The organism is Pseudogulbenkiania ferrooxidans 2002, from assembly GCF_000174355.1.
Taxonomy (GTDB): domain Bacteria; phylum Pseudomonadota; class Gammaproteobacteria; order Burkholderiales; family Chromobacteriaceae; genus Pseudogulbenkiania; species Pseudogulbenkiania ferrooxidans.
Genome location: NZ_ACIS01000005.1, coordinates 98,503 through 121,465 on the forward strand (window position 1 = coordinate 98,503; position 22,963 = coordinate 121,465).

17 protein-coding genes are annotated in these 22,963 nt (G+C 66.8%); all 17 read left to right on the forward strand.

Features of this window, described 5'->3' with window-relative positions:
* Positions 1-376: 376 nt before the first annotated feature.
* The 17 genes from FURADRAFT_RS09745 to FURADRAFT_RS09825 all read left to right on the forward strand — a co-directional run bounded on the left by FURADRAFT_RS09745 (position 377) and on the right by FURADRAFT_RS09825 (position 22,942).
* Positions 377-2,665: a phage tail sheath family protein gene (locus FURADRAFT_RS09745; protein WP_008953972.1), complete on the forward strand. Its 2,289-nt coding sequence runs from the start codon at positions 377-379 to the stop codon at positions 2,663-2,665.
* Between the two features lie 64 nt (positions 2,666-2,729).
* Positions 2,730-3,254, forward strand: coding sequence for a phage tail protein (locus FURADRAFT_RS09750; RefSeq protein ID WP_008953973.1), 525 nt, complete (start codon positions 2,730-2,732; stop codon positions 3,252-3,254).
* A 68-nt stretch (positions 3,255-3,322) separates the two neighbouring features.
* On the forward strand, positions 3,323-4,033 hold the full coding sequence (locus FURADRAFT_RS09755; RefSeq protein ID WP_008953974.1) for a hypothetical protein: 711 nt from the start codon (positions 3,323-3,325) through the stop codon (positions 4,031-4,033).
* A gap of 383 nt (positions 4,034-4,416) precedes the next feature.
* Positions 4,417-4,809 carry a hypothetical protein gene (locus FURADRAFT_RS20545; protein WP_150105047.1) on the forward strand — a complete coding sequence of 131 codons (393 nt, stop codon included), beginning with the start codon at positions 4,417-4,419 and terminating at the stop codon, positions 4,807-4,809.
* Positions 4,806-6,140 (forward strand): DUF4255 domain-containing protein, encoded by a 1,335-nt coding sequence (locus FURADRAFT_RS09765; protein WP_008953976.1) that lies wholly within the window; start codon positions 4,806-4,808, stop codon positions 6,138-6,140. Before FURADRAFT_RS20545 ends, FURADRAFT_RS09765 begins: the two co-directional genes overlap by 4 nt.
* The gene (locus tag FURADRAFT_RS09770; protein WP_008953977.1) at positions 6,137-8,029 is read left to right on the forward strand and encodes an ATP-binding protein; all 1,893 of its coding nucleotides are present in this window, start codon (positions 6,137-6,139) and stop codon (positions 8,027-8,029) included. Before FURADRAFT_RS09765 ends, FURADRAFT_RS09770 begins: the two co-directional genes overlap by 4 nt.
* Entirely contained in the window at positions 8,026-8,295 is a 270-nt protein-coding gene (locus FURADRAFT_RS09775) for a hypothetical protein (RefSeq protein WP_008953978.1), read from the forward strand. The genes FURADRAFT_RS09770 and FURADRAFT_RS09775 overlap by 4 nt, the downstream gene beginning before the upstream one ends.
* A gap of 5 nt (positions 8,296-8,300) precedes the next feature.
* On the forward strand, positions 8,301-11,699 hold the full coding sequence (locus FURADRAFT_RS09780; protein WP_008953979.1) for an eCIS core domain-containing protein: 3,399 nt from the start codon (positions 8,301-8,303) through the stop codon (positions 11,697-11,699).
* Positions 11,700-11,720: 21 nt separating this feature from the next.
* Positions 11,721-12,377, forward strand: coding sequence for a hypothetical protein (locus tag FURADRAFT_RS09785; protein ID WP_008953980.1), 657 nt, complete (start codon positions 11,721-11,723; stop codon positions 12,375-12,377).
* Positions 12,378-12,495: 118 nt separating this feature from the next.
* Complete coding sequence (locus FURADRAFT_RS09790) at positions 12,496-12,813, forward strand: hypothetical protein (protein ID WP_008953981.1); 318 nt, start codon at positions 12,496-12,498, stop codon at positions 12,811-12,813.
* Positions 12,806-13,930 carry a hypothetical protein gene (locus FURADRAFT_RS09795; RefSeq protein WP_008953982.1) on the forward strand — a complete coding sequence of 375 codons (1,125 nt, stop codon included), beginning with the start codon at positions 12,806-12,808 and terminating at the stop codon, positions 13,928-13,930. Before FURADRAFT_RS09790 ends, FURADRAFT_RS09795 begins: the two co-directional genes overlap by 8 nt.
* Positions 13,927-14,439: a phage baseplate assembly protein V gene (locus FURADRAFT_RS09800; protein ID WP_008953983.1), complete on the forward strand. Its 513-nt coding sequence runs from the start codon at positions 13,927-13,929 to the stop codon at positions 14,437-14,439. Before FURADRAFT_RS09795 ends, FURADRAFT_RS09800 begins: the two co-directional genes overlap by 4 nt.
* 144 nt (positions 14,440-14,583) lie before the next feature.
* On the forward strand, positions 14,584-14,907 hold the full coding sequence (locus tag FURADRAFT_RS09805; RefSeq protein ID WP_008953984.1) for a hypothetical protein: 324 nt from the start codon (positions 14,584-14,586) through the stop codon (positions 14,905-14,907).
* Position 14,908: 1 nt separating this feature from the next.
* On the forward strand, positions 14,909-15,268 hold the full coding sequence (locus FURADRAFT_RS09810) for a GPW/gp25 family protein (protein ID WP_008953985.1): 360 nt from the start codon (positions 14,909-14,911) through the stop codon (positions 15,266-15,268).
* Positions 15,265-17,694, forward strand: a complete 2,430-nt coding sequence (locus FURADRAFT_RS09815; protein WP_008953986.1) for a putative baseplate assembly protein — start codon at positions 15,265-15,267, stop codon at positions 17,692-17,694. Before FURADRAFT_RS09810 ends, FURADRAFT_RS09815 begins: the two co-directional genes overlap by 4 nt.
* Positions 17,691-20,807 (forward strand): putative baseplate assembly protein, encoded by a 3,117-nt coding sequence (locus FURADRAFT_RS09820; RefSeq protein ID WP_008953987.1) that lies wholly within the window; start codon positions 17,691-17,693, stop codon positions 20,805-20,807. Before FURADRAFT_RS09815 ends, FURADRAFT_RS09820 begins: the two co-directional genes overlap by 4 nt.
* Complete coding sequence (locus FURADRAFT_RS09825) at positions 20,804-22,942, forward strand: hypothetical protein (RefSeq protein ID WP_008953988.1); 2,139 nt, start codon at positions 20,804-20,806, stop codon at positions 22,940-22,942. Before FURADRAFT_RS09820 ends, FURADRAFT_RS09825 begins: the two co-directional genes overlap by 4 nt.
* The last annotated feature ends 21 nt before the right edge of the window (positions 22,943-22,963 follow it).

A 22,963-nucleotide genomic window follows, 5' to 3' on the forward strand; every position in this document is an offset into this window, starting at 1 on the left:
CCCGCGCTGTCATGCTCAAACTCAGCAGGCCTCCGCTGGCCCGAGGTAAGGCTGCGCCGTGCCTTGCGCTCGATCCCGCTGTGGCCGTGTGAAAGCGTTCTAAATAAGACGCTTTCAAGTCTGTAAATCATTATGTTGATGTCACAAAAAATCTATTTGTAGTGCGTAAAAAGGGTATCTATAGATAACTCACTGCCAAATAGTTTCGCGCACGGAAGAGGCAAAAACGGACCCGTTCGAGGTGCCTTATTGCCACATCCGGATTGGGGGTGGTCGTGGTTGGGCTACGCGTGAGGCGAGCGGCAATGGCATTTTCTCAAGAAGAATCATGACATTGTTCGGCTGCACTTCGCTTTCACGTTAAGGAGTCGCCCCCATGACTGCTCAACTCAGCTACCCCGGCGTTTATCTCGAAGAACTGCCGAGTGGCGTGCGCACCATTACCGGGGTCGCCACGTCAGTGGCCGCCTTTGCCGGTTCCGCCCCGCGCGGTCCCATCAACAAGGCCGTGCACCTGTTCAGCTTTGCCGATTACGAGCGACGCTTCGGTGGCCTGGCGCTGGATTCGGAGATGGGCTACGCCGTGCGCCAGTTCTTCCAGAACGGCGGCACCGAGGCGTACGCGGTACGCATCGTCAAGGATGCCACCGCCGCTGAAAAAATCCTGCTCAACGCCAGCGCCGCCAATGTGCTGAAGGCCACCGCGCTCGATGCCGGTTCTTCCGGCAACGGCATCGAGGTGCGGGTCGATTACCTCACCAGCAATCCGGGCAGCACCTTCAACCTCACCTTCGCCCGCGTCTCGGACGGTCGTACCGAACGCTACGAAAACCTCTCGATGAACTCCGCGGATGCCCGCTACGCTCTCGATCAGGTCAATGGCGTCTCGCAACTGGTGAAGCTGACCCGGCTCGTCAACCAGGCGACCCTGGACGGGCTGGCCGCCGGCACCTCGAGCAGCGCCACCCTCGCCGACGTGGCGACGCTGCTCGATGCCAATCACAATGAATTCCGCGTCAGCGTCAACGGCCTGCCGCCGGTCAAGGTGGTGATTGCGCTGCCGGCCGACATCGGCGGCGGTACGCCGACCCAGCGGCTCGACGCGATTTGCGCCGCCATCCAGGCCAAGGTCCAGGCCCAGGCCAACAGCCAGCTGGCTTACCAGAGCTTTGCCTGTGCCCGTCCCGCCGGTACCCAGACCATCCAGATGAAGTCCGGCGTCGGCGGCGAATTCTCCAGCGTGCGCGTGCTGCCGGGGCAGAAGAACAATGCCAGTGCGGTGCTCGGCCTAGGCAGCGAGGCGGGGGGGACGGAAATCGATGCGGTGGCGGCCATCCGCCCGGTTCCGGTGCCCGATCCGGCCATGCTGAAGAGCGATACCTTCGGCGCCACGGATCTGGATGCCTTGCCGGACGCGACGCATACCAGCTTCCGCCTGAGCCTGGACGGCAACGGCCCGGATGTCGTCAACATCGGCGATACGGCCGCCGCCGGCGCCAACCTGGCGGCCAAACTGGCCGACGTGGCGGCACGCATCCAGTCCGCCGTCCGCGCACTCAAGCCGAGCAACCCGGCGTACAAGTACTTCACCTGCAGCGTGGATGGCGGCACCAAGCTGGTACTGGCCACCGGCACCCAAGGGGCCGGCGCGAGCATTGCCGTGACGGCGCCGCCGCTCAACAGCATTGCCGACCAACTTCACCTGCTGGCCGGTTCGACGACCGTGCTGCCCGTCAACGCCACCCTGCAGGGCGGTAACGAAATGCCCTATGGCGCGGCCGACGTCTACCCGGCCTTCATCGCCGATCGTGCCGCCCGCACGGGAATCTACGCGCTTGAAGAGGTGGACCTGTTCAACATCCTCTGTCTGCCCGGGGTCACCGATACCGGCGTGTTGATGGACGCGGCGGCCTACTGTGAGGAGCGACGAGCCTTCTTCGTCATCGACGCGCCCCCGTCCGTGGCCTCGCCCGAGGACATGGTGGCGGCCGTGTCAGGAACCGCCTTGCCCAAGTCCGATCACGCCGCGGTCTACTACCCGTGGGTGTACATCGCCGACCCGCTCAAGAACGGCAAGCTGCGTCTGACCCCGCCGTCCGGCACCATCGCCGGACTCTACGCCCGCACCGACGGCGACCGTGGGGTGTGGAAGGCCCCGGCCGGCACCGATGCCACCCTGGTTGGTGTTCAGGCCGTCAACTACCCGCTGACCGATCGCGAAAACGGCAGCCTCAACCCGCTCGGCGTGAACTGCCTGCGCACCTTTCCGGTATACGGTGCGGTGTCGTGGGGGGCGCGCACCCTGCGTGGCGCCGACCAGATGACATCGGAGTACAAGTACATACCGGTGCGCCGGCTTGCCTTGTTCCTCGAAGAAAGCCTCTACCGCGGCACGCAGTGGGTGGTGTTCGAGCCCAACGACGAGCCCCTCTGGGCGCAGATACGCCTCAACCTCGGCGCCTTCATGAACAGCCTGTTCCGCCAGGGGGCTTTCCAGGGCAAGACCGCCCGCGAGGCCTACCTGGTCAAATGCGATCGCGAGACCACCACCCAGGACGACATCAATCGAGGTGTGGTGAACATCCTGGTGGCTTTCGCTCCGCTCAAGCCGGCGGAATTCGTGGTGATCAAGATCCAGCAGTTGGCTGGCCAGATCCAAGTCTGACCGAGGGGAGTGCGTGCTCACTCCGGGCGCGTGACTCCGTTCCGGTTCATCAGGGAGAACATCCATGGCCCAATTCACCGTCAACGCGCAGCGCTTTGATCCGTACAAAAACTTCAAATTCCGCGTCAAGTGGGATGGCCGCTACGTGGCCGGCATCAGCAAGGTCTCCGCGCTCAAGCGCACCACCGAAGTGGTGAAACACCGCGAGGGCGGTGATCCCAGCAGCAGCCGCAAGTCCCCCGGTCGCACCGAGTTCGAGGCCATTACCCTCGAGCGCGGCGTCACCCACGACCCGGAGTTCGAAAAATGGGCCAACAAGGTGTGGAACTTCGGTTCCGGCCTGGGTGCGGAAGTGTCCCTCAAGGATTTTCGCAAGGACCTCATCATCGAGCTGTACAACGAGGCCGGCCAGTTGGCGGTGGCCTACAAGGTGTACCGCTGCTGGGTCAGCGAGTTCCAGTCATTACCTGATCTGGATGCCAACGCCAACGCCGTGGCCATCGCCCGCCTCAAGCTCGAGAACGAGGGCTGGGAGCGTGATTACGAAGTGGCCGAGCCCAGCGAGCCCAGCTTCACCGAACCGAGCTGACAACGACGTACTGACGCGTGGCGCGGGCTGAACGCGGTACCCGCCACGGCTACGGATGGAGGTCAACCTTGCGCGTACTCACTGCCGATGATTGGTTGCGGGCCTGGGAGCACAGCCAGACCCTGCCGCCGCCCCTGCGCCCCTGTGCCCTGCTCGCGCCCCTCATGGAGGACGGCCAGGCGGCCGCTGAACGACTGCCGTTGGGCCGGCGCGACAGTCAGTTGCTGGCACTGCACGGTGCCCTGTTTGGCTCCCGCCTCGACGCCACCACCCATTGCCCATCCTGCGGCGAACGCCTGGAACTGAGCCTGGATTGTCACGCCCTGCGGCTGGACGCCCCGGCGCTGGACGAGTCGACGCTGAGCGTGGAGTGGCAAGGCCGGTCGTTCCGCTACCGCTTGCCGGACAGTCGCGATCTGGCTGCACTGACGCAGGCCGGCGATGTCGAGCAGGCGCGCACCTTGCTGCTGCGCCGCTGTGTCGACGGCGAGATGCCCGAGGCACCGCCGGCGGAGCTGCAGGCCCTGTTGGCTCAGGCCATGGCCGAGGCCGATCCCCAGGCCGCGACCGAGCTGAGCCTCGATTGCCCCGCCTGCGCCCGGCAATGGGACGAACTGTTCGATATCGGTGTCTACCTCGACGAAGCGCTCGGACACTGGGCGGAGCGTCTGCTGGATCAGGTTCATCTGCTGGCGCAGGCCTATGGCTGGAGCGAGGCGCACATCCTCGCCCTGAGCCCGGCCCGGCGTGCCCGCTACCTGGCACGGGTGCTGGCATGAGCGATCACCTGTCCACGCTGGCCCGCCGCGCCTTGCAAGCCCCGCGCATTCACCCCCGTGCACCGTCGCGCTTCGAAGGGGAGTCGGCCGCGGTCACTTTCTCCGAAACGGCGGCCGATGTCCCCAGCGCTCCGGTCGACACCCCGCCCCCTCGTAGCGTGCCGCCTTTACGGCCCGATGCTTCCGTCCCGCTGCGGCCCGAGACGGAACCGGTTCTGGATATGGAAACGCCGCCACCAGGCGAGCCCCGCGAAGGGCGGAACCCACTGCCTCCTGCGCCACCACAGTGGCCGATCGGGACAGTCTCTGCGCGAGTCGAGGCGGCACCACCGCTCACGCAGCCGGTATCTGCTTCATCCGAGCCGGTGCTGCCCGGCGTTGTGGTGGCGCCACGACTGGAACCTCTGGCGCGCGAGCAGGTGGAGCACCGGGTGCATGAGCGACTCGACGTGCACCACGAAAGAATCGAGCACCGGGACACGGTGGAACACACGCTCGAACAGCGAGTGGAACGCCTGACTCTGGTAGAGCCGCAGGGCTACCCGCAGGTGGCGCCATCGGCCGCTCCGCCGCGATCTGAGCATGCTGCCGTGACCGCGCCGCAGCTGGGGGCGCATCGAGTGGAAATCAACATCGGCCGTATCGAGGTGCTGCCGGCGGAGCCAGCCGCTGTACCGCGTCATGACAATGCGCCGCGGCAGCCGGTGGTGCAGTCCCTCGAGGCGTATCTGCAGGAGCGCAATAACGCCGGGCGTGGCCGGGGAGGGCGAGAATGAGCAACGCGCTCAGTGTCGCCGCCACCGCCGCCGTATTGCAGCAGATGCTGCAGGGTGGTTTCGCTGCGCTCAAGCTGGACGATGTCCTGGGGGCCAACGCCGTCCCCGTCACCTGCATCCCGCCCGAACGCATCGCGTCGGACAGCGGCTCCAGCCAGCTCAACATTTTCTTGTACAACCAGACGCGTAATCCCGGTTGGGCCAATCTCGATCTGCCAAGCCGCGACGGGCGCGGCGAACGCATCGCCAACCCGGCCCTGGCGCTCGACCTGCACTTCCTGCTCTCGGCTTACGGAGTGGCCGACTTTCACGCCGAAATCATGCTGGGGGCCGCCATGCAAATCCTGCACGATACCCCCGCCCTGGGCCGCGCGGCGATCCGCGATGCGCTGAAGCCGGCGGCCAACAAGCCCAACCTGCCGCAGGAGCTGGAACTGGCCGGGCTGGCCGACCAGCTGGAACAGCTGCGCATCACGCCCCTCAACCACACCACGGATGAGATTTCGCGCATCTGGGCGGCCTTGCAGACGCCGGCACGGCCGAGTGCCGCCTACCTCGTCAGCGTGGTGCTGATGCAGTCGCCGCAGAGCGTGCGTCGCCCGCTGCCGGTTCTGGCCCGCAACCTCTACGTGGTGCCGTTGCGGGCGCCTCGTCTCGATCGGGTCGAATCCAGCGCCGGAGCCGCGGCGCCTATCGTGCCCAGCGGCACGGTGCGGATCGGCGGCGTCAACCTTGCCGCGCCGTCGCTCAGCCTGCTGCTCAATGGTCAGGAATTTGCCGGGGGCGTGCAGAGCCTGGGAGCGGATGAACTGGCGTTTGGCTTTCTGTTGCCCGATCCGCCCAACCCTCCCGCCATTCCGGATATGCTGCGCGCCGGGGTCTGCACCGTGCAACTGATCCACCCGCAGTGGATGGGGCAGCCGCCACAGGTGCACGGCGGGCAGGAATCCAATCTGGCCGCCTTCGTCCTCAATCCCGAGGCGAGCTTCGCCGTCCAGCCCGGTGCTACCAGCACGGTCGTGGACGGCGTCACCTACCGCAGCGGCACGATCAAGATCGGCTGTGTGCCGCGTATCGGCAGCCGTCAGCGCGTCCGCCTGCTGCTCAACGAGAAAAGCCCGCCGCCCAACCGGCCGGCACGCGCCTACAGCTTTGCCGCGCGTGAGGGAAACGGCATCGTTGCGCCCGCCGAGAGCACTGCCGATGTCACTGTCGATTACCGCAACGTGGCCCAGGGCAGTTACCTTGCCCGGGTCCAGGTGGATGCGGGAACCAGCCCGCTGGTGCTGGGGCCGGACGGGCGCTTCAGCGGGCCGGAGGTGCTGCCATGAGCTCGCGTCGTGATCTGGCAACTAATCGGCGCCTGCTCGCCTCGGCGCTGGACGCCTTTGCCGACTACCTGGCGCGGACGCTTTCCGGCCAGCCCACCCCGTACGGCACCTACCTCGAAACGCCGCCGGCGCTGGCCAGTTTGTCCCAGCGCCTGGAACTGAACCGTTTCGAGCAGGACGTCCTGCTGCTGGCCGTGGCCACCGAGCTCGATGTGCGCTTTCGCACCCTGCTGGCCCAGGCGCAGGGCGACGAGAACAAACCCTGGCTGAGTTTCGACCTGGCGCTGGCTCTGCTGCCCAAACCGGACTGGGCAGCCGCCACGCCGGTCGGTCGTCTGCGGCGCTGGCGCCTGCTGGAACTGGCCGGCGGTGGCGGGCCGTTGCAGGCAAGACTGGTGGTGGACGAGTCGATCCTGCATCAGGTGGTGGGGCTGAGCTACCCGGACCCACGGCTGGAGCCCTGGTTCCGGCCTGTTGAGGCGAGCGCGGACACCCGCTTCGACCCCGAGATCGCCCGACTTGCCGAACACTGGCAGGGCGCCCCGAGTCTGGCGACGACCGTGGTCGCCCGTTTCGAAGAGGGTGACGGGGAGACTTTCGCCAAGTCACTGGCGGCGCAACTCAAGCTGCGGCTGTACCGTCTGCAGGCGCGCGAGTTGCCTGCCGCGCAACAGGAGCGCGAGCTGCTGGCGCGCCTCTGGGAGCGCGAAGCCTTGCTGCACAACGCCTTGCTCTGGATCGAATTGGAGCGGCCCGAGCCTGCTCAGGCGCAGCGGCTGGGGGACTTCATCGAGGGACTGCAGGGGCTGATCCTGGTTAGCGGCGACGGCAACCTGACGTTGCGCCGCCCTCAATGGCGCGTCGACTGGCACGGCGGGGATACGGCCAGCCGCCTCGCGGTCTGGCAGCAGGCGCTGGGGGAGAAAGGCGAGAGGCTGAACGGCCGGCTCGGCCACATCGCCGAGCAGTTCCATCTTTCGGCCAACGTCATCGTACGCATCGCCTCAAATTGGGATGGCACAGCCGGGCAGGGAGGCGAGCAGCTGTGGGATGCCTGTCGCAGAGAGGCACGCCACGACCTTGAGCAGCTGGCGACACGCGTCGAGTCGCAGGCGGGGTGGGACGATCTGGTGCTGCCGGAGTCGGCCATCACCATGTTGCGCACCCTCGCCGCTCAGGTGCGCCAGCGCACCCGCGTGTACCGCGAGTGGGGCTTCGCCGAGCGCAGCACGCGCGGGCTTGGCATCAGCGCATTGTTTGTCGGCGGCAGCGGTACCGGCAAGACCCTGGCCGCCGAAGTGCTCGCCAACGAATTGCGGCTCGATCTGTTCCGCATCGACCTGGCGGCGCTGGTCAGCAAGTACATTGGCGAGACGGAGAAGAACCTGGCGCGGGTGTTTTCCGTCGCCGAGCGCAGCGGCGCCATCCTGCTCTTCGACGAAGCCGATGCACTGTTCGGCAAACGCAGCGAAGTCCGCGACAGTCATGACCGCTACGCCAACCTGGAAGTGAGCTACCTGCTGCAACGCATCGAGACCTACCACGGCCTGGCGATTCTCACCAGCAACCTCAAGCAAGCCATCGACACCGCGTTCCAGCGGCGCATGCGGTTCATCGTGCCATTCCCGTTTCCGGACGCCGCTGCCCGCAGCGCCATCTGGGCGCGGGTGTTTCCGTCGAACACGCCGGTGGCCGACCTCGATCTGGGCAAACTGGCACGGCTGTCGCTGTCCGGAGGGCACATCCGCAACCTGGCGTTGAATGCGGCCTTCCTTGCTGCCGACGAGGACACCGCCATCGCCATGCGTCACTTGCGTACCGCTGCCGAAAGCGAATTCGCCAAGCTCGAGAAACCGCTGTCGGCTGCCGAGGTGGGGGATTGGCTATGAAAGGCGCAACGAAGCCAGTCGCGCCGGCGATCAATCTGCACATCGGCAGCCTGGCCTTGCCGGGGTATTCCTTGCGCGATGGCACCCGGCTGGCCGAGGCCCTCAAGCGCGAACTGGGCCGCCTGCTGGCGGCGCAACCGCTGCCGGCGCAGGGGTTCCAGGCCGATCGGCTGCAGATTGCGCGTTTTCGTCGCCACGCTGGCGAGCGACCGGAACTGACCGGGCGGCGGCTGGCACGGCTGATAGCCCAGCAGCTGGGAGACTGACCGTCATGGCCGAACACGTACTGACGCCGCAAGCCGAGCGCGAGCCGCCCGCCAGCAAGGCGTCGGCGCGTGGCCTGCTGCAGCGCAAGTGCGCCTGCGGTGCCAATGCCGGCGGCAGTGGCGAATGCGAAACCTGCGCGGCCCAGCATCAGCTGCAGCGCCATGCCAGTCGCCCGGTGACGCCGCAGACGGGGCTGCCGGCTTCGGTCGGGACCACCCTGGAGCGCACGGGGCGGCCGCTGGATGCCGATACCCGGCACTTCATGGAAGACCGTTTCGGCAGCGACTTTGGCTCTGTGCGTATCCACGACGACAGCGCCGCCGCCGCTTCCGCGCGCGATGTCGACGCCCACGCCTACACCGTGGGGCAAAACATCGTCTTCGCCGATGGGCAGTACCAGCCCCACAGCGAGAGCGGCCGCCATCTGCTGGCTCACGAGCTGGCGCACACCGTGCAGCAGCAGGGGCTGCAGCGCGCCGGTATCAGCAGCCTGGCCGACCAAGGGCCTGATTACCAACGCCTGGAACGCGAGGCCGACTTTGCGGCCGACCGGGTGATGAGCGGGCAGCCGCTGCCCAATGGCGTACTCAGCCAGGGTGGTCCGCGCCTGTCGCGCAAGCCGGCCACGCCGACTGTCACGCCACCAGCGCCGGCCGCCACGCCGGCAGGGGCCACTCCCGCCGCCGAAGAAAAGGACCCGGCACCGGGCTTCACCGCCGAGTACGAAACCTCCACCTACAACCGCAGCTTCAGCCTCACCAGCAGCGAGGTGCCGGTACAGGTGTCGGGCTCGGTGAGCAAGACCCAGGCCGACTACGAGGTCGAGAAGCTGGTGCTGCCGGCGCAGAAGGGCCCGTACGCGCTGGCCTTATGCAACAAGCCGTACCGGCCGTTGACGGCGGTGTTCGAGTGGGCCGGCGGCGTCCCCAAACCGTACAAGAATATCCCGCGTGACCCCACGGATACCCTGCAGCGCACCTGGTTGTCGAAGTATGGCTACAAGCTGGGCAAGGAGGCCCACAAGCGCTGGAAGGAGGTCGGGGGCGAGTCGACGTTCCCCAAAATCCCCAATGGTCCGACCTGCGAAATCGACCACATCCAGGAACTGCAGGTCGGCGGAGACAACAACGCTGACAACCTGCAAGTGCTGGACAAGGTGGACAACGGCTCCAGCGGCAACCTGATACAACAGCAATTGCGCTACCTGGCCAGCGCCGCTTTCGATGACGCCAAGACTGCGCTGGGCAACAAGCGGCCCAAGCGGGTGTCGCTGTCCTTCAAGGGCGCGGTGATGCAGGGCAGCCCGAAGTGCTCGCTGTGCTGCCAATTGGGACAACGCTTCAACGACCCCTCGATCACGGCGGCCAGTGGTGCCGTGGTGGTGGACTACGACCTGATCATCCTGGGCAACCCGGTGAAGCTCAAGTTGCCGGCGGACAAGAGCAAGTCGATCCCGCTGGCGGGCTCGCCCTATGCCGAAAACAAGGCGGCCGCCGGCAGCATCAAGGGTCTGACCCTGGTCAGTTTCGAGCGCGATGGCAAGGGCAAGGGGCGGGACAAGATCCGCGCCAGCATCGACGGCGAAATCATGCATCTCAAGCCCAATACCAAGGGCGGGGACCTGCTGCTCGGCATCGGCCCGGACGGTTCGCTGTTGCTGCCGAAGGGCAAACCGAGCGCGCCGATCAAGTTCGAATACACCAAGTTGAGCCCCGGCCAGTTCACCAGCCTGACCGTCGATTCCAACGGCATCAGCGCCGAGGGCACCATCAAGCCGAGCATCCCGCTCTTGCCGACGCTCAACGTGGCGATGGACGCCAACAGTTTCCGTGTCACCAAGGGCATCGACAAGGACAAGATCAAGCCGCCGTTCCCCGGCGTGAAGGTCACCGAGGCGAGCATCGCCCTTGAGCTGGCGCCGGTGTTCAAGCCGGTGGGCACGCTGGCGCTGGAGTTCGGCGCGGGAAAAAAACTGGCCGATCTCAAGCTCACCGCCTCGGCTGACGACGCCGGCCTGGTGCTCAAGGGCGATTTGCTGGTCTACCTGCCCGGAATCGATCAGGCCAAGGGCGAGGTCAAGTACCAGGGGGGCGAGTGGAGCGGCGGGGCGCACATCGAATCCGGCCAAATGGCCGGCAAGATACCCTACGTGAAGAGCGGCTCGGTCGACGTCTGGTTCAAGGCCGGCAAGATCGACGCCAGCGGCAAGGTCAACCTGGAACTGCCGGGCAACAACGAGGCCACCCTGGAGCTGAACTACACCGCGAGCAAATGGGTGTTCCAGGGGCGGGGCCGGATCAAGGTCAAGAATCCCTACCTCAAGCCGATCCAAGCCAGCCTCTGGTACGACGGGGAGCTGTTCATCGCCAAGGGCCAGGCCGGCTTCGCCTTCTCCGGCCTCGACGGCACGGTGGATGCCACCTACGAGAACAAGGGTGGCAAGGAAAAGGTGTACGGCAAGGGCGACATCAAGATCGACAAGGGCAAGGCCAAGGGCAATATCGTCGTCGAGCTGCACCCCAACGAGAAGATCAGCGGCAAGGGCCGGCTCTCCTACGAGATCAAGAAGGATCTGGTGGCGACCGCCGGCATCACCATCGACGAGCACCAGAAGATCACCTTCGATGGTGAACTGAGTTTTCCGGACATCAAGCTCTTTGGACGTTTCCCCGAGAAGCAGGAAGACCACACTATCTTCCAGGCCTCCGGCAGCATCCCCATTCCCGGCGCCTCGATCGGCAACATCGGCCTCAAGGTCAAGCTCTGGGGCAGCCTCGGGTACTACTACTACGTCGGCCCCGGTGTCCTTACCGGGGTCAAGGCAACGGTCAAGTTCAGCCCGTTCGAGGACAACCCCGACTTCAGCTTCACTCTACAGGCCAAGGCCAGCATCCCGGCGGGCGGTGGTATCACCGGCAGGATCGGTGCCGACGTGGTCATCGACGCCTATATCGCGGAAGTCGGCGGCGGCCTCAACGTCTCCGCCAAGGCCGGTCTGGAGGGAAAGGCGGAGCTGTCGAGCGAGATTGCCTACAGCAAGGACAAGTTCAGCGTCGATGCCAGCGCCTATATCGGTGGCAACGTGGTCTTGGCGGCCGCGCTTTGCGCCCGGGTGTATGCCGAGGCCGGCGTATGGCGCTTCAAGGTACGCACCGAGAAGAGCTGGGAGCTGTTGGGTGGCAAGTTTGACACCGGCCTGGGGCTCGGGGTGCGCCTGCCTCTGCATTACGACAGCGTCGAAGGCTTCCGGATGCCGCGCCTCTCCGACATCAAGCCGGAGCCGTCGGAATTGAAGCTTGATCCATCCAGGATGTTGTCCAGCCTGTTTGGCGACGCCAACAAGAGCGACGAGCGCGAGGCCGGTTCGAAAGAAACCGGCTTGTGCTCGGTCAAGGGCGATTAGGCGCGCGATGAGGACCACGCCATGACCGGATTAACGAATTCGCCGAAGTTGCTCAAGGGGGGGCTGATCCTGATCGACCCGTCCAGCGGCACGGTGCAGCGGGTGATCGCGCTGCAGTACAACCCCGACCTGCTGACCCGCAGCCTGCAGCCGCAGAGCACGGGCGGCAGCGCGGCACACAGCGAGCCGCTGCGGCTCAAAGGACCGCCGGTGGAAACCATCAAGCTGGACGCCGAGATCGATGCCACCGACCAACTGGAGTTTCCCGACCAGCATCGCACCGTGGTCGAGGTGGGCATCCACCCGCAACTGGCAGCGCTGGAGACCATCGTCTACCCGGAGAGCGGTGCCCTGATCCGCAACAACCAGATGGCCAACGCGGGCACGCTGGAAATCATCCCGGTGCAGGCACCGCTGCCGCTGTTCGTGTGGAGCAAGGAGCGCGTGGTGCCCGTGCGCATCACCGACTTTGCCATCGTCGAAGAGGCGTTCGACACCCAGCTCAACCCGATCCGAGCCCGCATCACGCTCGGCATGCGTGTGCTCAATGTCAACGACCTCGGTTTCGGTGACAAGGGCGGGCACTTGTACATGGTCTACCACCAGAGCCGGGAGCGGCTGGCGGCCAAGGCATCCAGCTCAACGCTGGCGAGCCTGGGCCTGAGCAGCCTGTTCTGAGGCGGGCAGGGCATGCAGGCGATCCGGCGATACAGACAGATCAGAAGCGCGAGCCGCTCCCCACAAGGGGCGGACGGCGTAGCACAGCGTGCAGGACTTGGCATGGAGGAGTTCGCGAATGAGTGACCGGTTCCCACCCAACAGCCGTTATTACGGCTGCGATACCGCCGAACTGTACGACGCCGACGGCCGCAAGCGGGTCTACCTGCGGCGGCGCTTCGTGCCCGATCCGGCGCGCTTTGTGACGCTGCAGGAGTACCGCGTGGTCGAGGGTGACCGTATCGACCTCATGGCGGCGACCGTGCTCGGCGATCCCGAGCAGTTCTGGCGCCTGCCAGACGCCAACGGCAGCCTGCATCCGCGCGAGCTGGAGGAATTGGGGCGGCGCATACGCCTGACCCTGCCGGAAGGCATGCCGGGGATGAACGATGCTTAAGGGCATCCATCTCTCCCTGCTGGCGGGCCCGGCGGTTCCGCTGCCGGTGCCGAAACCGGTGATGGATGCCCTGGCGAGCGTCCAGGTGACGTCGGCGGCCGGCTCCCGCAGCGGTTTCCAGATCAGTTTCGTGCTGGAGAACAACTCGCCCCTGCATACCCTGCTGGTGCTGACGGGGGGCCGGGTGCCCTGGTTGCGGGTCCTCATCGTGGCCACCCTGAACAGCCTGCCGCTGGTGATGATGGACGGGCTGATCACCAAGCAGGAGGTCAGCGGCTCCAACGAGCCGGGGCAGAGCACCCTGACCGTCACCGGGGAGGACCTCTCGGTGGCGATGGATCAGCAGGAGTTCAACGGCATTCCGTACCCGGCCATGCCGGCCGAGGCACGGGTGGCACTGGTGGTCGCCAAGTATGCGATGTTTGGCATGGTGCCGCTGGTCATCCCGCAGATCTTCAGCGATGTGCCCATTCCGGTGGACAAGATTCCCACCCACGAGGGCACAGACCTGGCCTATGTGCAGAAGCTGGCCAAGGATGCAGGCTACGTATTCTATGTCGACCCCGGACCGTTGCCGGGCATGAACACCGCCTACTGGGGGCCGGAGATCAAGCTGGGCGCACCGCAACCAGCGCTCAATCTGGGTATGGACGCCCACAGCAACGTCGAATCGCTGTCCTTCGCCGTGGACAACACCAAGGCCTCGTTGCCGATCGTATTCATCCAGAACGCCTTGACCAAGTTTCCCATCCCGCTGCCGATTCCCGACATCAGCCTGGCCAACCCGCCGCTGGGGCTACTGCCGCCGCTGCCGAAGTCGATCAACCTGATGAAGGAAACTGCCAAGCTGTCGCCCATGGCGGCCTTGTCCAAGGGGCTGGCGGCAGCGGCCGGCTCCGCCGACGTGGTCACCGCCACCGGCTCCCTCGACGTCCTGCGCTACGGCAACGTGCTCAAGGCGCGCCAACTCGTCGGGGTGCGGGGCGCCGGCCCGGCATTCGACGGTTTGTACTACGTGAAGAACGTCAGCAGCACCTTCAAGGCGGGCGAGTTCAAGCAGAACTTCACGCTGACCCGCAACGGCCTGATTTCCACACTTCCGAGGGTTCCGGTATGAGCGAAGGCAAGTTCTACGGCAAGTATCGCGGCGTGGTGCTGAACAACATCGACCCCATGCAGATGGGCCGCGTCCAGGTGCAGGTGCCCGATGTGCTGGGTGTCGGCCTGTCGAGCTGGGCGATGCCCTGCGTGCCCTTTGCCGGCAAGCAAAGCGGGGTGTTCGTGTTGCCGCAGATCGGCGCCGGGGTGTGGGTGGAGTTCGAACAGGGCGACCAGGACTACCCGATCTGGGTGGGCGGCTTCTGGGGCAGTGCGGCCGAGGTGCCGGCACTGGCGCTGGCGGGCCTGCCGGTGTCACCGAGCCTCGTCTTGCAAAGCGGCAATCAGAACACGCTGATGCTGTCCGATCTGCCCGGCCCGACGGGCGGCATCCTGCTGAAGAGCACCACGGGAGCGCTGATTTCCATCAACGAGGTTGGCATCACCATCAGCAACGGCCAGGGGGCGACCATCATGCTCAATGGCCCGACGGTGAACATCAACCAGGGTGCCCTGACGGTGATCTGAAATGCGCCGTTTGAGCACGCGCCAGCGTCCTGGCCGGAGCCCTCCGGGGACGGCACCGGCGTACCCGCGCCGCATCGCGCCGGGCAAGGGCTGGCCGGCCCGTGCCGATCGACCGGGTTTGCCACGTCAGGGGAGGAGGCAGTGATGCCGGGTTTTCTCTTGCACCTTGGGGCCACGGTGATGTGCGCCCACGGCGGACAGGCGACGCCGACCGCGCCGTTTCCGCGCGTGCTGGTGTCCGGTCAGCCGGTCACCACGCTCACCGCGCCCTACGTCGTCGCCGGCTGCAGCATGCCGCCGCCCAGCGCCGGCAACGGCCCCTGCGTTACCGGGCAATGGCTGGTGGGGGCGACCCGGGTGTTCGCCGGCGGGCAGCCGGTATTGCTGCAGTCGAGCACCTCGATCTGCACGCCGACCGGTACGCCGATGATGGTCTCGGTGACGCAGCTCAGGGTTTCGGGGGTGTGACATGGCACTGGCTTTTCCATTCGGCATCGATTCTCGCGGGCGCAGCCGCGAGGTGTATGACGATGTCCATATCCGCGACATGATCGAACAGGTGCTGTTCACGGTGCCGGGCGAGAGGGTCAACCGCCCGGATTTCGGCTGCGGCCTGCTTCAGCTCGCCTTCGCCCCCAACAACGACGCGCTGGCCGCCGCCGTGCAGATGACGGTGCAGGGTTCGCTGCAGCAATGGCTGGGCGAGCTGATCGAAGTGGAAGCGGTGCAGGTCGAGAGCCTGGACGCGCGTCTGAGCGTGACGGTGCAGTACATTGTGCGCCGTGATCGCGAGCGGCAGCTGGCCCGGTTCAGCAGGGGGCTGGCATGAAACGGCAATTCCGCACCGACAACCCGCGCCGCCTGCAGTTGCTGCGCGACCTCGATCCGCCGACCCTGAACGGCATCGATTACCTAGAAGTCGCCAGCAAGAATCAGCTGACGCTGAAGGTGGTGTTTGTGCACCCGCTGGCGGGCCTGACCCTGGCCAACTGCCGGATCGAAGGCGGGGTGCGGGTGCGCGACGTGCGCATCGTCGGGCTGAATGTGAACGGCAACGTGCTCGAGCTGAAGGTCGACCAGCCGGGAGATTTCTCCTGGTACCTGTTCAGCCTGGTGAATCCGGCCTCGCCGGACGATGTGCCGTCCGGGTTCGACCCGGTGCTGTCGAGCATCCGCTTCACTTTCAAGGCGCAATGTCCCTCGGAATTCGATTGTGCCGACGGGCATGTCTGTTCTCCATCGCTGCCGCCGGAACCGCTGCTGGACTACCTGGCCAAGGACTACGCCAGCTTCCGCAGGCTGATGCTCGACCGCATGGGACAACTGATTCCCGGTTTCCATGAGCGCAACCCGGCCGATTTTTCGGTGGCGCTGGTGGAAATGCTCGCCCATGTCGGCGACCAGCTCAGCTACTACCAGGATGCCGTGGCGACTGAAGCCTATTTGGGAACCGCGCGTCGGCGCGTGTCGCTGCGCCGCCATGCCCGCCTGCTGGATTACCCCATCCATGACGGTTGCAACAGCCGCGTCTACCTGGCCCTGAGCGTCAAGGCCGGGGCCGATGGCCAGGAACTGCCGGCGCGCAGCCCCATGCTCACCCGTGGCCAGGATTCCGCGCCGGTAGTGCCGTCGTCGATTCTCGACACCCTGCCAGACGGCGACACCCAGGTGTTCGAAACCCTGCATGCGCTACGGCTACAGGCCGCGCACAGCGAGATGGCCATCCACAACTGGGGGGACCCGAATTTCTGTCTCGCCAAAGGGAGTACCGAGGCGGCATTGGTCGACCAGCCCAAGCTGGCGTTGCAAAAGGGGATGGTGCTGATTCTGGAGGAAGTGCTGAGCCCCACCACCGGGCGGACTGCCGATGCCGATACCGGCCATCGTCATGCTGTACGCCTGGTGGCCGTGGAGCCCGGGCAAGACCCGCTGACCAACACCGCGCTGCAACTGGTGCGCTGGCACGAGGAGGACGCCTTGCCATTTGCGCTGTGCGTCAGTGCCGAGACCACCCCGGGTGGGGCCAGCGAGGTTCGTCCGGTCGCCGTGGCGCGTGGCAACGTGGTGTTGGCCGACCATGGCCTGACGCGGGGCTGGGAAGCCTTGCTGCCGGAGCGGGTGCCCGGGCAGGGGCGCTACCGGCCGCGTCTGCGCGAGCCCGGCCTGGCGTATGCCGAACCGTATGCCCACGACGAGGCACTCAAGGCCGGCTGGTCCGCGCAGCGCGCACTGCGTCAGGAGCCGCGCCAGGCCCTGCCTGCCGACATGGAACTGCGTGCCGGCGATAACGCCCTGTATGGTACCCAGCCGCTGCCCGACGCCACCCCGTGGCGACCGCAGCGCGACCTGCTGGGCAGCGACCGCTTTGCCCAGGAGTTCGTGGTGGAGAACGAGGCAGACGGCACTGCCAGCCTGCGCTTCGGCGACGGCCGCTACGGCCAGCGCCCGGAAGCCGGCATGCGCCTGCTGGCCAGCTATCGTCAGGGTGGCGGGGTGCACGGCAATGTCGGGGCGGAAAGCATCACCCGCCTGGTGTGCGACGACGTCGCCATCGCGCCGTTCGTCGAGAGCGTGCGCAACCCGTTGCCGGCCGAGGGCGGGGCAGAGCCGGAAAGCAGCGATGCGATCAAGCTGTACGCCCCCGAGGCGTTCCGCACCCAGGAACGCGCGGTCACCGAGAGCGACTATGCCCGCGCCGCCGAACGTCACCCCCAGGTCCAGCGCGCCGCCGCGCGCCTGCGGTGGACCGGCAGCTGGTACACCATGTTCGTCAGCGTCGACCGCAAGGACGGGCTGCCGCTGGACGAGGCGTTCCGGAACGACATGTTGCAGCACCTGGATCGCTTCCGTCTGGCCGGTTACGACCTCGATCTCAGCGAGCCGGTGTACGTGCCGCTGGATATCGAGCTGACGGTCTGCGTGCTGCCCGGCTACTTCGCCGCGGCGGTCAAGCTGGCGCTGCTCAAGCGCCTTGGCCGCGGCCAGGACGAGCAGGGCCGGCAAGGTTTCTTCCATCCCGATTTCTTCAGCTTCGGCGAGGGGCTGGCGCTGTCCCGGCTGATCGAAGCGGTGCAGGGGGTGGCCGGGGTGGCGTCGGTCGACGTTCCGCGCTTCCAGCGTTGGGGCAAGGCCGCCGGCAATGAGCGCGAGGAGGGCCAGATCGCGCTTGCGCCGCTGGAGGTGCTGCGACTCGACAACGACCCCAACTTCCCCGAAAACGGGCGGCTGCGCTTGAACATGCGAGGTGGGCTATGAGCGACGGCGAACGGTGTGGCTGCTGCAGCGGGCTTGAAGCGCAGACCCCGGTGGACGAACTCAATCCACCCGGGCAGCCGGAATTGCGCTATCGGGTCGGTACCCACGGCCGATTTCGGGCCAGCCAGCTGACCCGGCTGAGCGCCCATCCGGTGCTGCAGGAACTGGGCACGCGTGCGGCCGATGATCCCGCCCTGGCGTTGCTGGACGCCTGGTCCGCGGTGCTGGACGTGCTCAGCTTCTATCAGGAGCGCATCGTCAACGAGGGCTTCCTGCGCACCGCCACCGAACGGCGCTCGGTGCTGGAGCTGGGGCGGGCCATCGGCTACGAGTTGCGGCCAGGCGTCGCCGCCTCCACCTTCCTCGCCTTTACCCTGGAAACCGCGCCCGGCGCGCCGGCCGAAGCGCGCATCGATGCCGGCTGCAAGACGCAGAGCGTGCCCGAGCAGGATCAGCAGGCGCAGGTGTTCGAAACGCTCGAGCCGCTGCAGGCCCGGGCGGCGTGGAATGCGCTGGAGGTGCTGAACCAGGAGGCAGTGCTGCCGTACTGGGGCGGGCGGACGCTCTATCTGAAAGGGCAGAATACCGGCCTGCAACCGGGCGACGCCGTGCTGGTGGTGGGGGACGAGCGGCAGAACGATCCCGGCAACGAGAACTGGGATTTCCGCCGTGTTGCGCGCCTGCAGGTGGTGCCGCCCAGTGAGCCCAGCGCCGACGCCCTGGCAGGCTATACCGTGGTCACCCTCGACAAGCCGTTCGGCTCGGTCGTTCCGCATGTGGAGCCGGCCAAGACGAATCCGCGCTGCTACGCGCTGCGCACCAAGGCCGCGTTGTTCGGCCAGGCGGCTCCGGACTGGAAGGCCATGCCGCGCAGCCTGCGGGCCAGTTACCGCGGGTCGGATTCGCTGGAGTCGACCTCGATCGACCAGCATCCGCAATGGCCGGGGTTCACCCTGGCGGACATCTCCGACCCGCCCGACGGTCTCGCCAGCGGCACAGGCCTGTACGGCGAGTATTTCGAGGACAAGGGGTTTGCCAGCCGCAAGCTGAGCCGTACCGATGCCACCATCGACTTCAACTGGGGAACGGGCAGCCCCGACCCGGTCATCACCAGCGATACCTTTTCGGCGCGCTGGACCGGCTGGCTGCAGATTCCCGCCAGCGGCAGCTACACCTTTTACGTCACCGCCGATGACGGCGTCAGGCTCTGGGTGGATGGCCACCTGCTGGTGGACCAGTGGAACGACCATGCTGCCACCGAGTACAGCGCCACGCTCGGCGACCTTGAGGGCGGGCGCAAGGTCGACATCCGCCTGGAGTTTTACGAGAACACCGGCGCGGCCGTGGTCGCCCTGCGCTGGTCCGGCCCTGGCATTGCCAAGCAGATCGTTCCGCAGACCAGCCTCTATCCGCGCGACGTGCATACGGTGCATCTGGACGCCAGCTACCCCAAGCTGGTGAGCGGCAGCTGGTTGGTGCTGGCGATTCCCGAGTACCAGGAGCTCTATCAGGTGCTGGATAACCGCGAGGATGCCCGTAGCGCCTTCACCCTGAGCGGCAAGAGCACTCGTCTGAGCCTGCGCGGCGAACGCCTGCGCGAGCTGTTCAACGAACGCCTGCGTGATACCAGCGTGTTTGGCGAAGCGGTGGCGTTGCCCTGGGCGACGCGGCCCATCTCCGGCTTCATCGAGGGCCATCTGGTGACCCTGGCCACGCTGCAGCCCGAACTCGAAGCCGGGCGCTGGCTGGCCTTTGCCGGCCACACCCTGAGCGACTGGAACGGCAATGCCCGGGCGCGCCAGCGCCTGCTGGACGGTGCCGCCTTGGCGGCGCTGGAGCTGGCGCAGGATGGGGTCAGCGCCACGCTCAGCTTTACCGACGGAGAACGCTGTGCCGTGCGCCTGGCCGCGGTGTCGGAAGTGCGGTGCCTGCGCCGCAATGACACGATCGCCGGCCGCTCGCGGCTTGAGCTGGAGGCCGACCTGCAGCATGGCTATCTACCGCTGACCCTGCGCATCAATGCCAATGTCGTTCCGGCCAGCCATGGCGATAGCAAGCAGATGGCGATCCAGCCCGAGATCCTCGGCAGCGGCGACGGCAGCAGCGCCTTCCAGCGCTTCACCTTGCGCCAGAAGCCGCTGACCTACATCAGCGCGCCGACCCCGAGCGGTATCGCCAGCAGCCTGGAGGTGCGGGTGGACGGCGTGCGCTGGCGCGAGGCGCCGCGTATCGGCGAACTGCTGCGCGACGATCGCGCCTATCTGGTGCGGCACGGCGACGACGGCAGCATGACCCTGCAGTTTGGCGATGGCGCTCACGGCAGCCGTCTGCCCAGCGGCCAGATGAACGTGGCGGCGCGTTACCGCGTCGGCATCGGCGTCGCCGGCAATCTCAAGGCAGGACAGATCAGCCTGCTGCTCAACCGTCCGCTGGGCGTCAAGGCCGTGATCAACCCGGCGCCCGCCAGCGGCGGCACCGATCCCGAGAGCGGCGAGCGCGCCCGGCGCAACGCGCCGCTGACGGTGCTGACGCTCGAACGCATCGTGTCGCTGCGCGACTTCGAGGACTTTGCCGCCGCCTTCGCCGGCATCGGCAAGGCCCAGGCCGTCTGGCTCTGGAATGGCGAGCAGCGGCTGGTGCATCTGACGGTGATCGGCAGCGACGGCGCGGACATCGCTCCGGATTCGGCGCTGTATCGCCATCTGGCCGATGCGATTGACGCCGTGCGCCCTGCCTACCAGCCGCTGCGTCTGGAGCCGGGCGTGATGCTGCGCTTCGGTCTCAGTGCCAAGCTGCGCCTCGCTCCGGATCAGGACAGCGCGCGCGTGCTGGCCGCGGTCCGGGCGGCGCTGGGCGATGCCTTCGGTTTCGCCGCCCGCAGTTACGGCCAGTCGCTCAGTGGCAGCGAAGTCATCGCGACGATGCAGCGGGTGACGGGGGTGGAGCGGGTCGACCTGGACAGCCTGCGGCGGCATGACGGCAGCGTGAGCGTGGCCGGCCCGGATGGCCGTCTGGAGGCGCGTGGCGCACGCTGGCAGGACGGGCAGATACGGCCGGCGCAACTGCTGTTGGTCGACCTGGACGACGTCATTCTCACGGAGCTGAGCGCATGAGCATCGATGCCGAATTTCTCCTGTCGCGCCTGCCGGCCTTTTATCGCGAGCGTGACGCCGAGCAGGGCGGACCGTTGCACGCCTTGCTGGAAATCATCGCGGAGCAGGGCAACCTGCTCGAACAGGACATTGCGACCCTGTACGACAACTGGTTCATCGAGACCTGCGACGACTGGCTGATCCCCTACATCGGCGACCTGCTCGGCGTGCGGGGGCTGTACGCGGTGGGGGGAACCCAGTCCTTCGGCCAACGTGCGTTGGTGGCCAACACCCTGCGCCTGCGCCGGCGCAAGGGAACCGTGCCGGTGCTGGAGCAACTGGCCTTCGACTGCACCGGCTGGCGCGCGCGTGCAGTAGAGTTCTTCGAACTGCTGGGCACGACCCAGTATCTCAACCATCGCCGCCTGCACAATCAGCGCACACCGGACATCCGCGATGCCATCGCCATGGAGCGGGTGGACGGGCCGTTCGACCGCAGTGCCCACAGCGCCGAGGTCAGACCGTTATCGGCCGGCCGCTACAACATTCCCAACGTCGGCCTTTACCTCTGGCGCTTGCAAGCCTACGCCTTGCAGCGGGCCACCGCGCGCGCGGCCGGCGGCGAGGCCGGGCGTTACTACTTCGATGCCCTGGGGCGCAGCGTCGCGGACGATGCCGGCACCGCCGACGGCGTGCTCTACAACCGGCCCCGCACCGAAAGCGAGGTCACCCAGCTGGCGCAGCCGATCCACGTGCCGGAACCGCTGTCACGCCGCGTGCTGCACGCCGAGCTGACCGCATTGCGCCAGGCCATCGCCGACGGTGAAACGCCGTCGCCGCGCTACTTTGCCGAGGACGAGGGTGGCCCGGTACTGCGGATCTGGCTGGACGGCAGCGAAGTGCCGCCCGAGCATCTGGTGGTGTGCAACCTGGCCTTGCTGGCCAAGGTCAATCCCGGCGACCCGGACGACTGGCGCCGCCCGCCAGTGCAACTGGCCGTGGTGCCCCGTGGCGGCGGCCCCGCGCGCGCGTTTCCCGATGCGCCGGGGCGCTACCTGGTCGGTTTCGACCCGGTGCTCGGGCGCATCGCGCTGCCCGCCGGCAAGACCGTCGGCACGGTCGAGGTGGCCTACGCCTACGGTTTTCCGGGAGATGTCGGCGGCGGCCCCTACGACCGGCGGCCGCTGCGCCGCGAGGACGATGAAAGCGAGGGTCTGCTGGACCCGGCCGAGTTCGAGGTGATCTGGCGCGTGCCGGGCGATCATCCCAGCCTGGCCGCGGCGCTCGCCGCGCTCGCGCCCGGCAGCCGCACGCTGATCCGTCTGCTGGGGGACGCCAGTGAAAGCCTGACGCCGGTGCTGAACCTGCCGGATACTCACCTCGCCATCGAGGCCGAGAACCGGCATCGCCCGGTGCTGCTGGGCGACTGGAGCCTGCAAGGCAACGTCAGCACCCGCCTGACCTTGTCAGGCCTGTTGCTCGACGGTGCCTTGACGCTGTCAGGTCCGCTCGCCGTCGTGGAGTTGCGTCATTGCAGCCTGAGTCCCGACAAGGGGGGTATGCGTCATGCCGGTAGTGGCAGCGGCCTGCTCATCCGGCTGAGCCATTGCCTGTGCGGCGCGCTGCAGGTCAGCCAGGCCATTGCCGGCGTCAGCGCGCGTTATAGCGTGTTCGACAACGGCGACGCGCTGGTTTTCGACCTCCCCGATACCCTGCTCGAGCTGGAACGGTGCACCGTGCTCGGCAGCACCAAGGCGGGGGGGCTGACCGCGAGCAACAGCCTGTTCAGCCAACCTCTGGCCATCGTGCGCAAGCAACAAGGCTGCGTGCGCTTCTGCTACGTCCCCCCGGGGTCGCAGACACCACGGCGCTACCGCTGCCAGCCGGACCTGGTGATCCAGGGGCTGACCCCGGCGCTGGCGCAGCAGGAAAGCGTGCGTGTCACGCCGGCCTTCACCTCGACCCGCTTCGGTCACCCGGCCTACGTCCAGCTGCGTCTGAGCACCGCCCCGGAAATCCGCAAGGGCGCGGAAGACGGCGCCGAGATGGGCGTGTGGAACCTGCTCCAGCAGCCGCAGCGCGAGGCCAATCTGCACCAGGCGCTGGACGAGTACCTGCGCTTTGGCCTGGAGGCCGGGATTATTTATGTCAATTGAGTCGCACCCTCTAACCAACCA

Bases quoted from the DNA above. Each gene is read 5' to 3' on its own strand.
- FURADRAFT_RS09745 (WP_008953972.1), top strand. From the start codon at position 377: ATGACTGCTCAACTCAGCTACCCCGGCGTTTATCTCGAAGAACTGCCG.
- FURADRAFT_RS09750 (WP_008953973.1), top strand. From the start codon at position 2,730: ATGGCCCAATTCACCGTCAACGCGCAGCGCTTTGATCCGTACAAAAAC.
- FURADRAFT_RS09765 (WP_008953976.1), top strand. From the start codon at position 4,806: ATGAGCAACGCGCTCAGTGTCGCCGCCACCGCCGCCGTATTGCAGCAG.
- FURADRAFT_RS09770 (WP_008953977.1), top strand. From the start codon at position 6,137: ATGAGCTCGCGTCGTGATCTGGCAACTAATCGGCGCCTGCTCGCCTCG.
- FURADRAFT_RS09775 (WP_008953978.1), top strand. From the start codon at position 8,026: ATGAAAGGCGCAACGAAGCCAGTCGCGCCGGCGATCAATCTGCACATC.
- FURADRAFT_RS09780 (WP_008953979.1), top strand. From the start codon at position 8,301: ATGGCCGAACACGTACTGACGCCGCAAGCCGAGCGCGAGCCGCCCGCC.
- FURADRAFT_RS09785 (WP_008953980.1), top strand. From the start codon at position 11,721: ATGACCGGATTAACGAATTCGCCGAAGTTGCTCAAGGGGGGGCTGATC.
- FURADRAFT_RS09790 (WP_008953981.1), top strand. From the start codon at position 12,496: ATGAGTGACCGGTTCCCACCCAACAGCCGTTATTACGGCTGCGATACC.
- FURADRAFT_RS09795 (WP_008953982.1), top strand. From the start codon at position 12,806: ATGCTTAAGGGCATCCATCTCTCCCTGCTGGCGGGCCCGGCGGTTCCG.
- FURADRAFT_RS09800 (WP_008953983.1), top strand. From the start codon at position 13,927: ATGAGCGAAGGCAAGTTCTACGGCAAGTATCGCGGCGTGGTGCTGAAC.
- FURADRAFT_RS09805 (WP_008953984.1), top strand. From the start codon at position 14,584: ATGCCGGGTTTTCTCTTGCACCTTGGGGCCACGGTGATGTGCGCCCAC.
- FURADRAFT_RS09810 (WP_008953985.1), top strand. From the start codon at position 14,909: ATGGCACTGGCTTTTCCATTCGGCATCGATTCTCGCGGGCGCAGCCGC.
- FURADRAFT_RS09815 (WP_008953986.1), top strand. From the start codon at position 15,265: ATGAAACGGCAATTCCGCACCGACAACCCGCGCCGCCTGCAGTTGCTG.
- FURADRAFT_RS09820 (WP_008953987.1), top strand. From the start codon at position 17,691: ATGAGCGACGGCGAACGGTGTGGCTGCTGCAGCGGGCTTGAAGCGCAG.
- FURADRAFT_RS09825 (WP_008953988.1), top strand. From the start codon at position 20,804: ATGAGCATCGATGCCGAATTTCTCCTGTCGCGCCTGCCGGCCTTTTAT.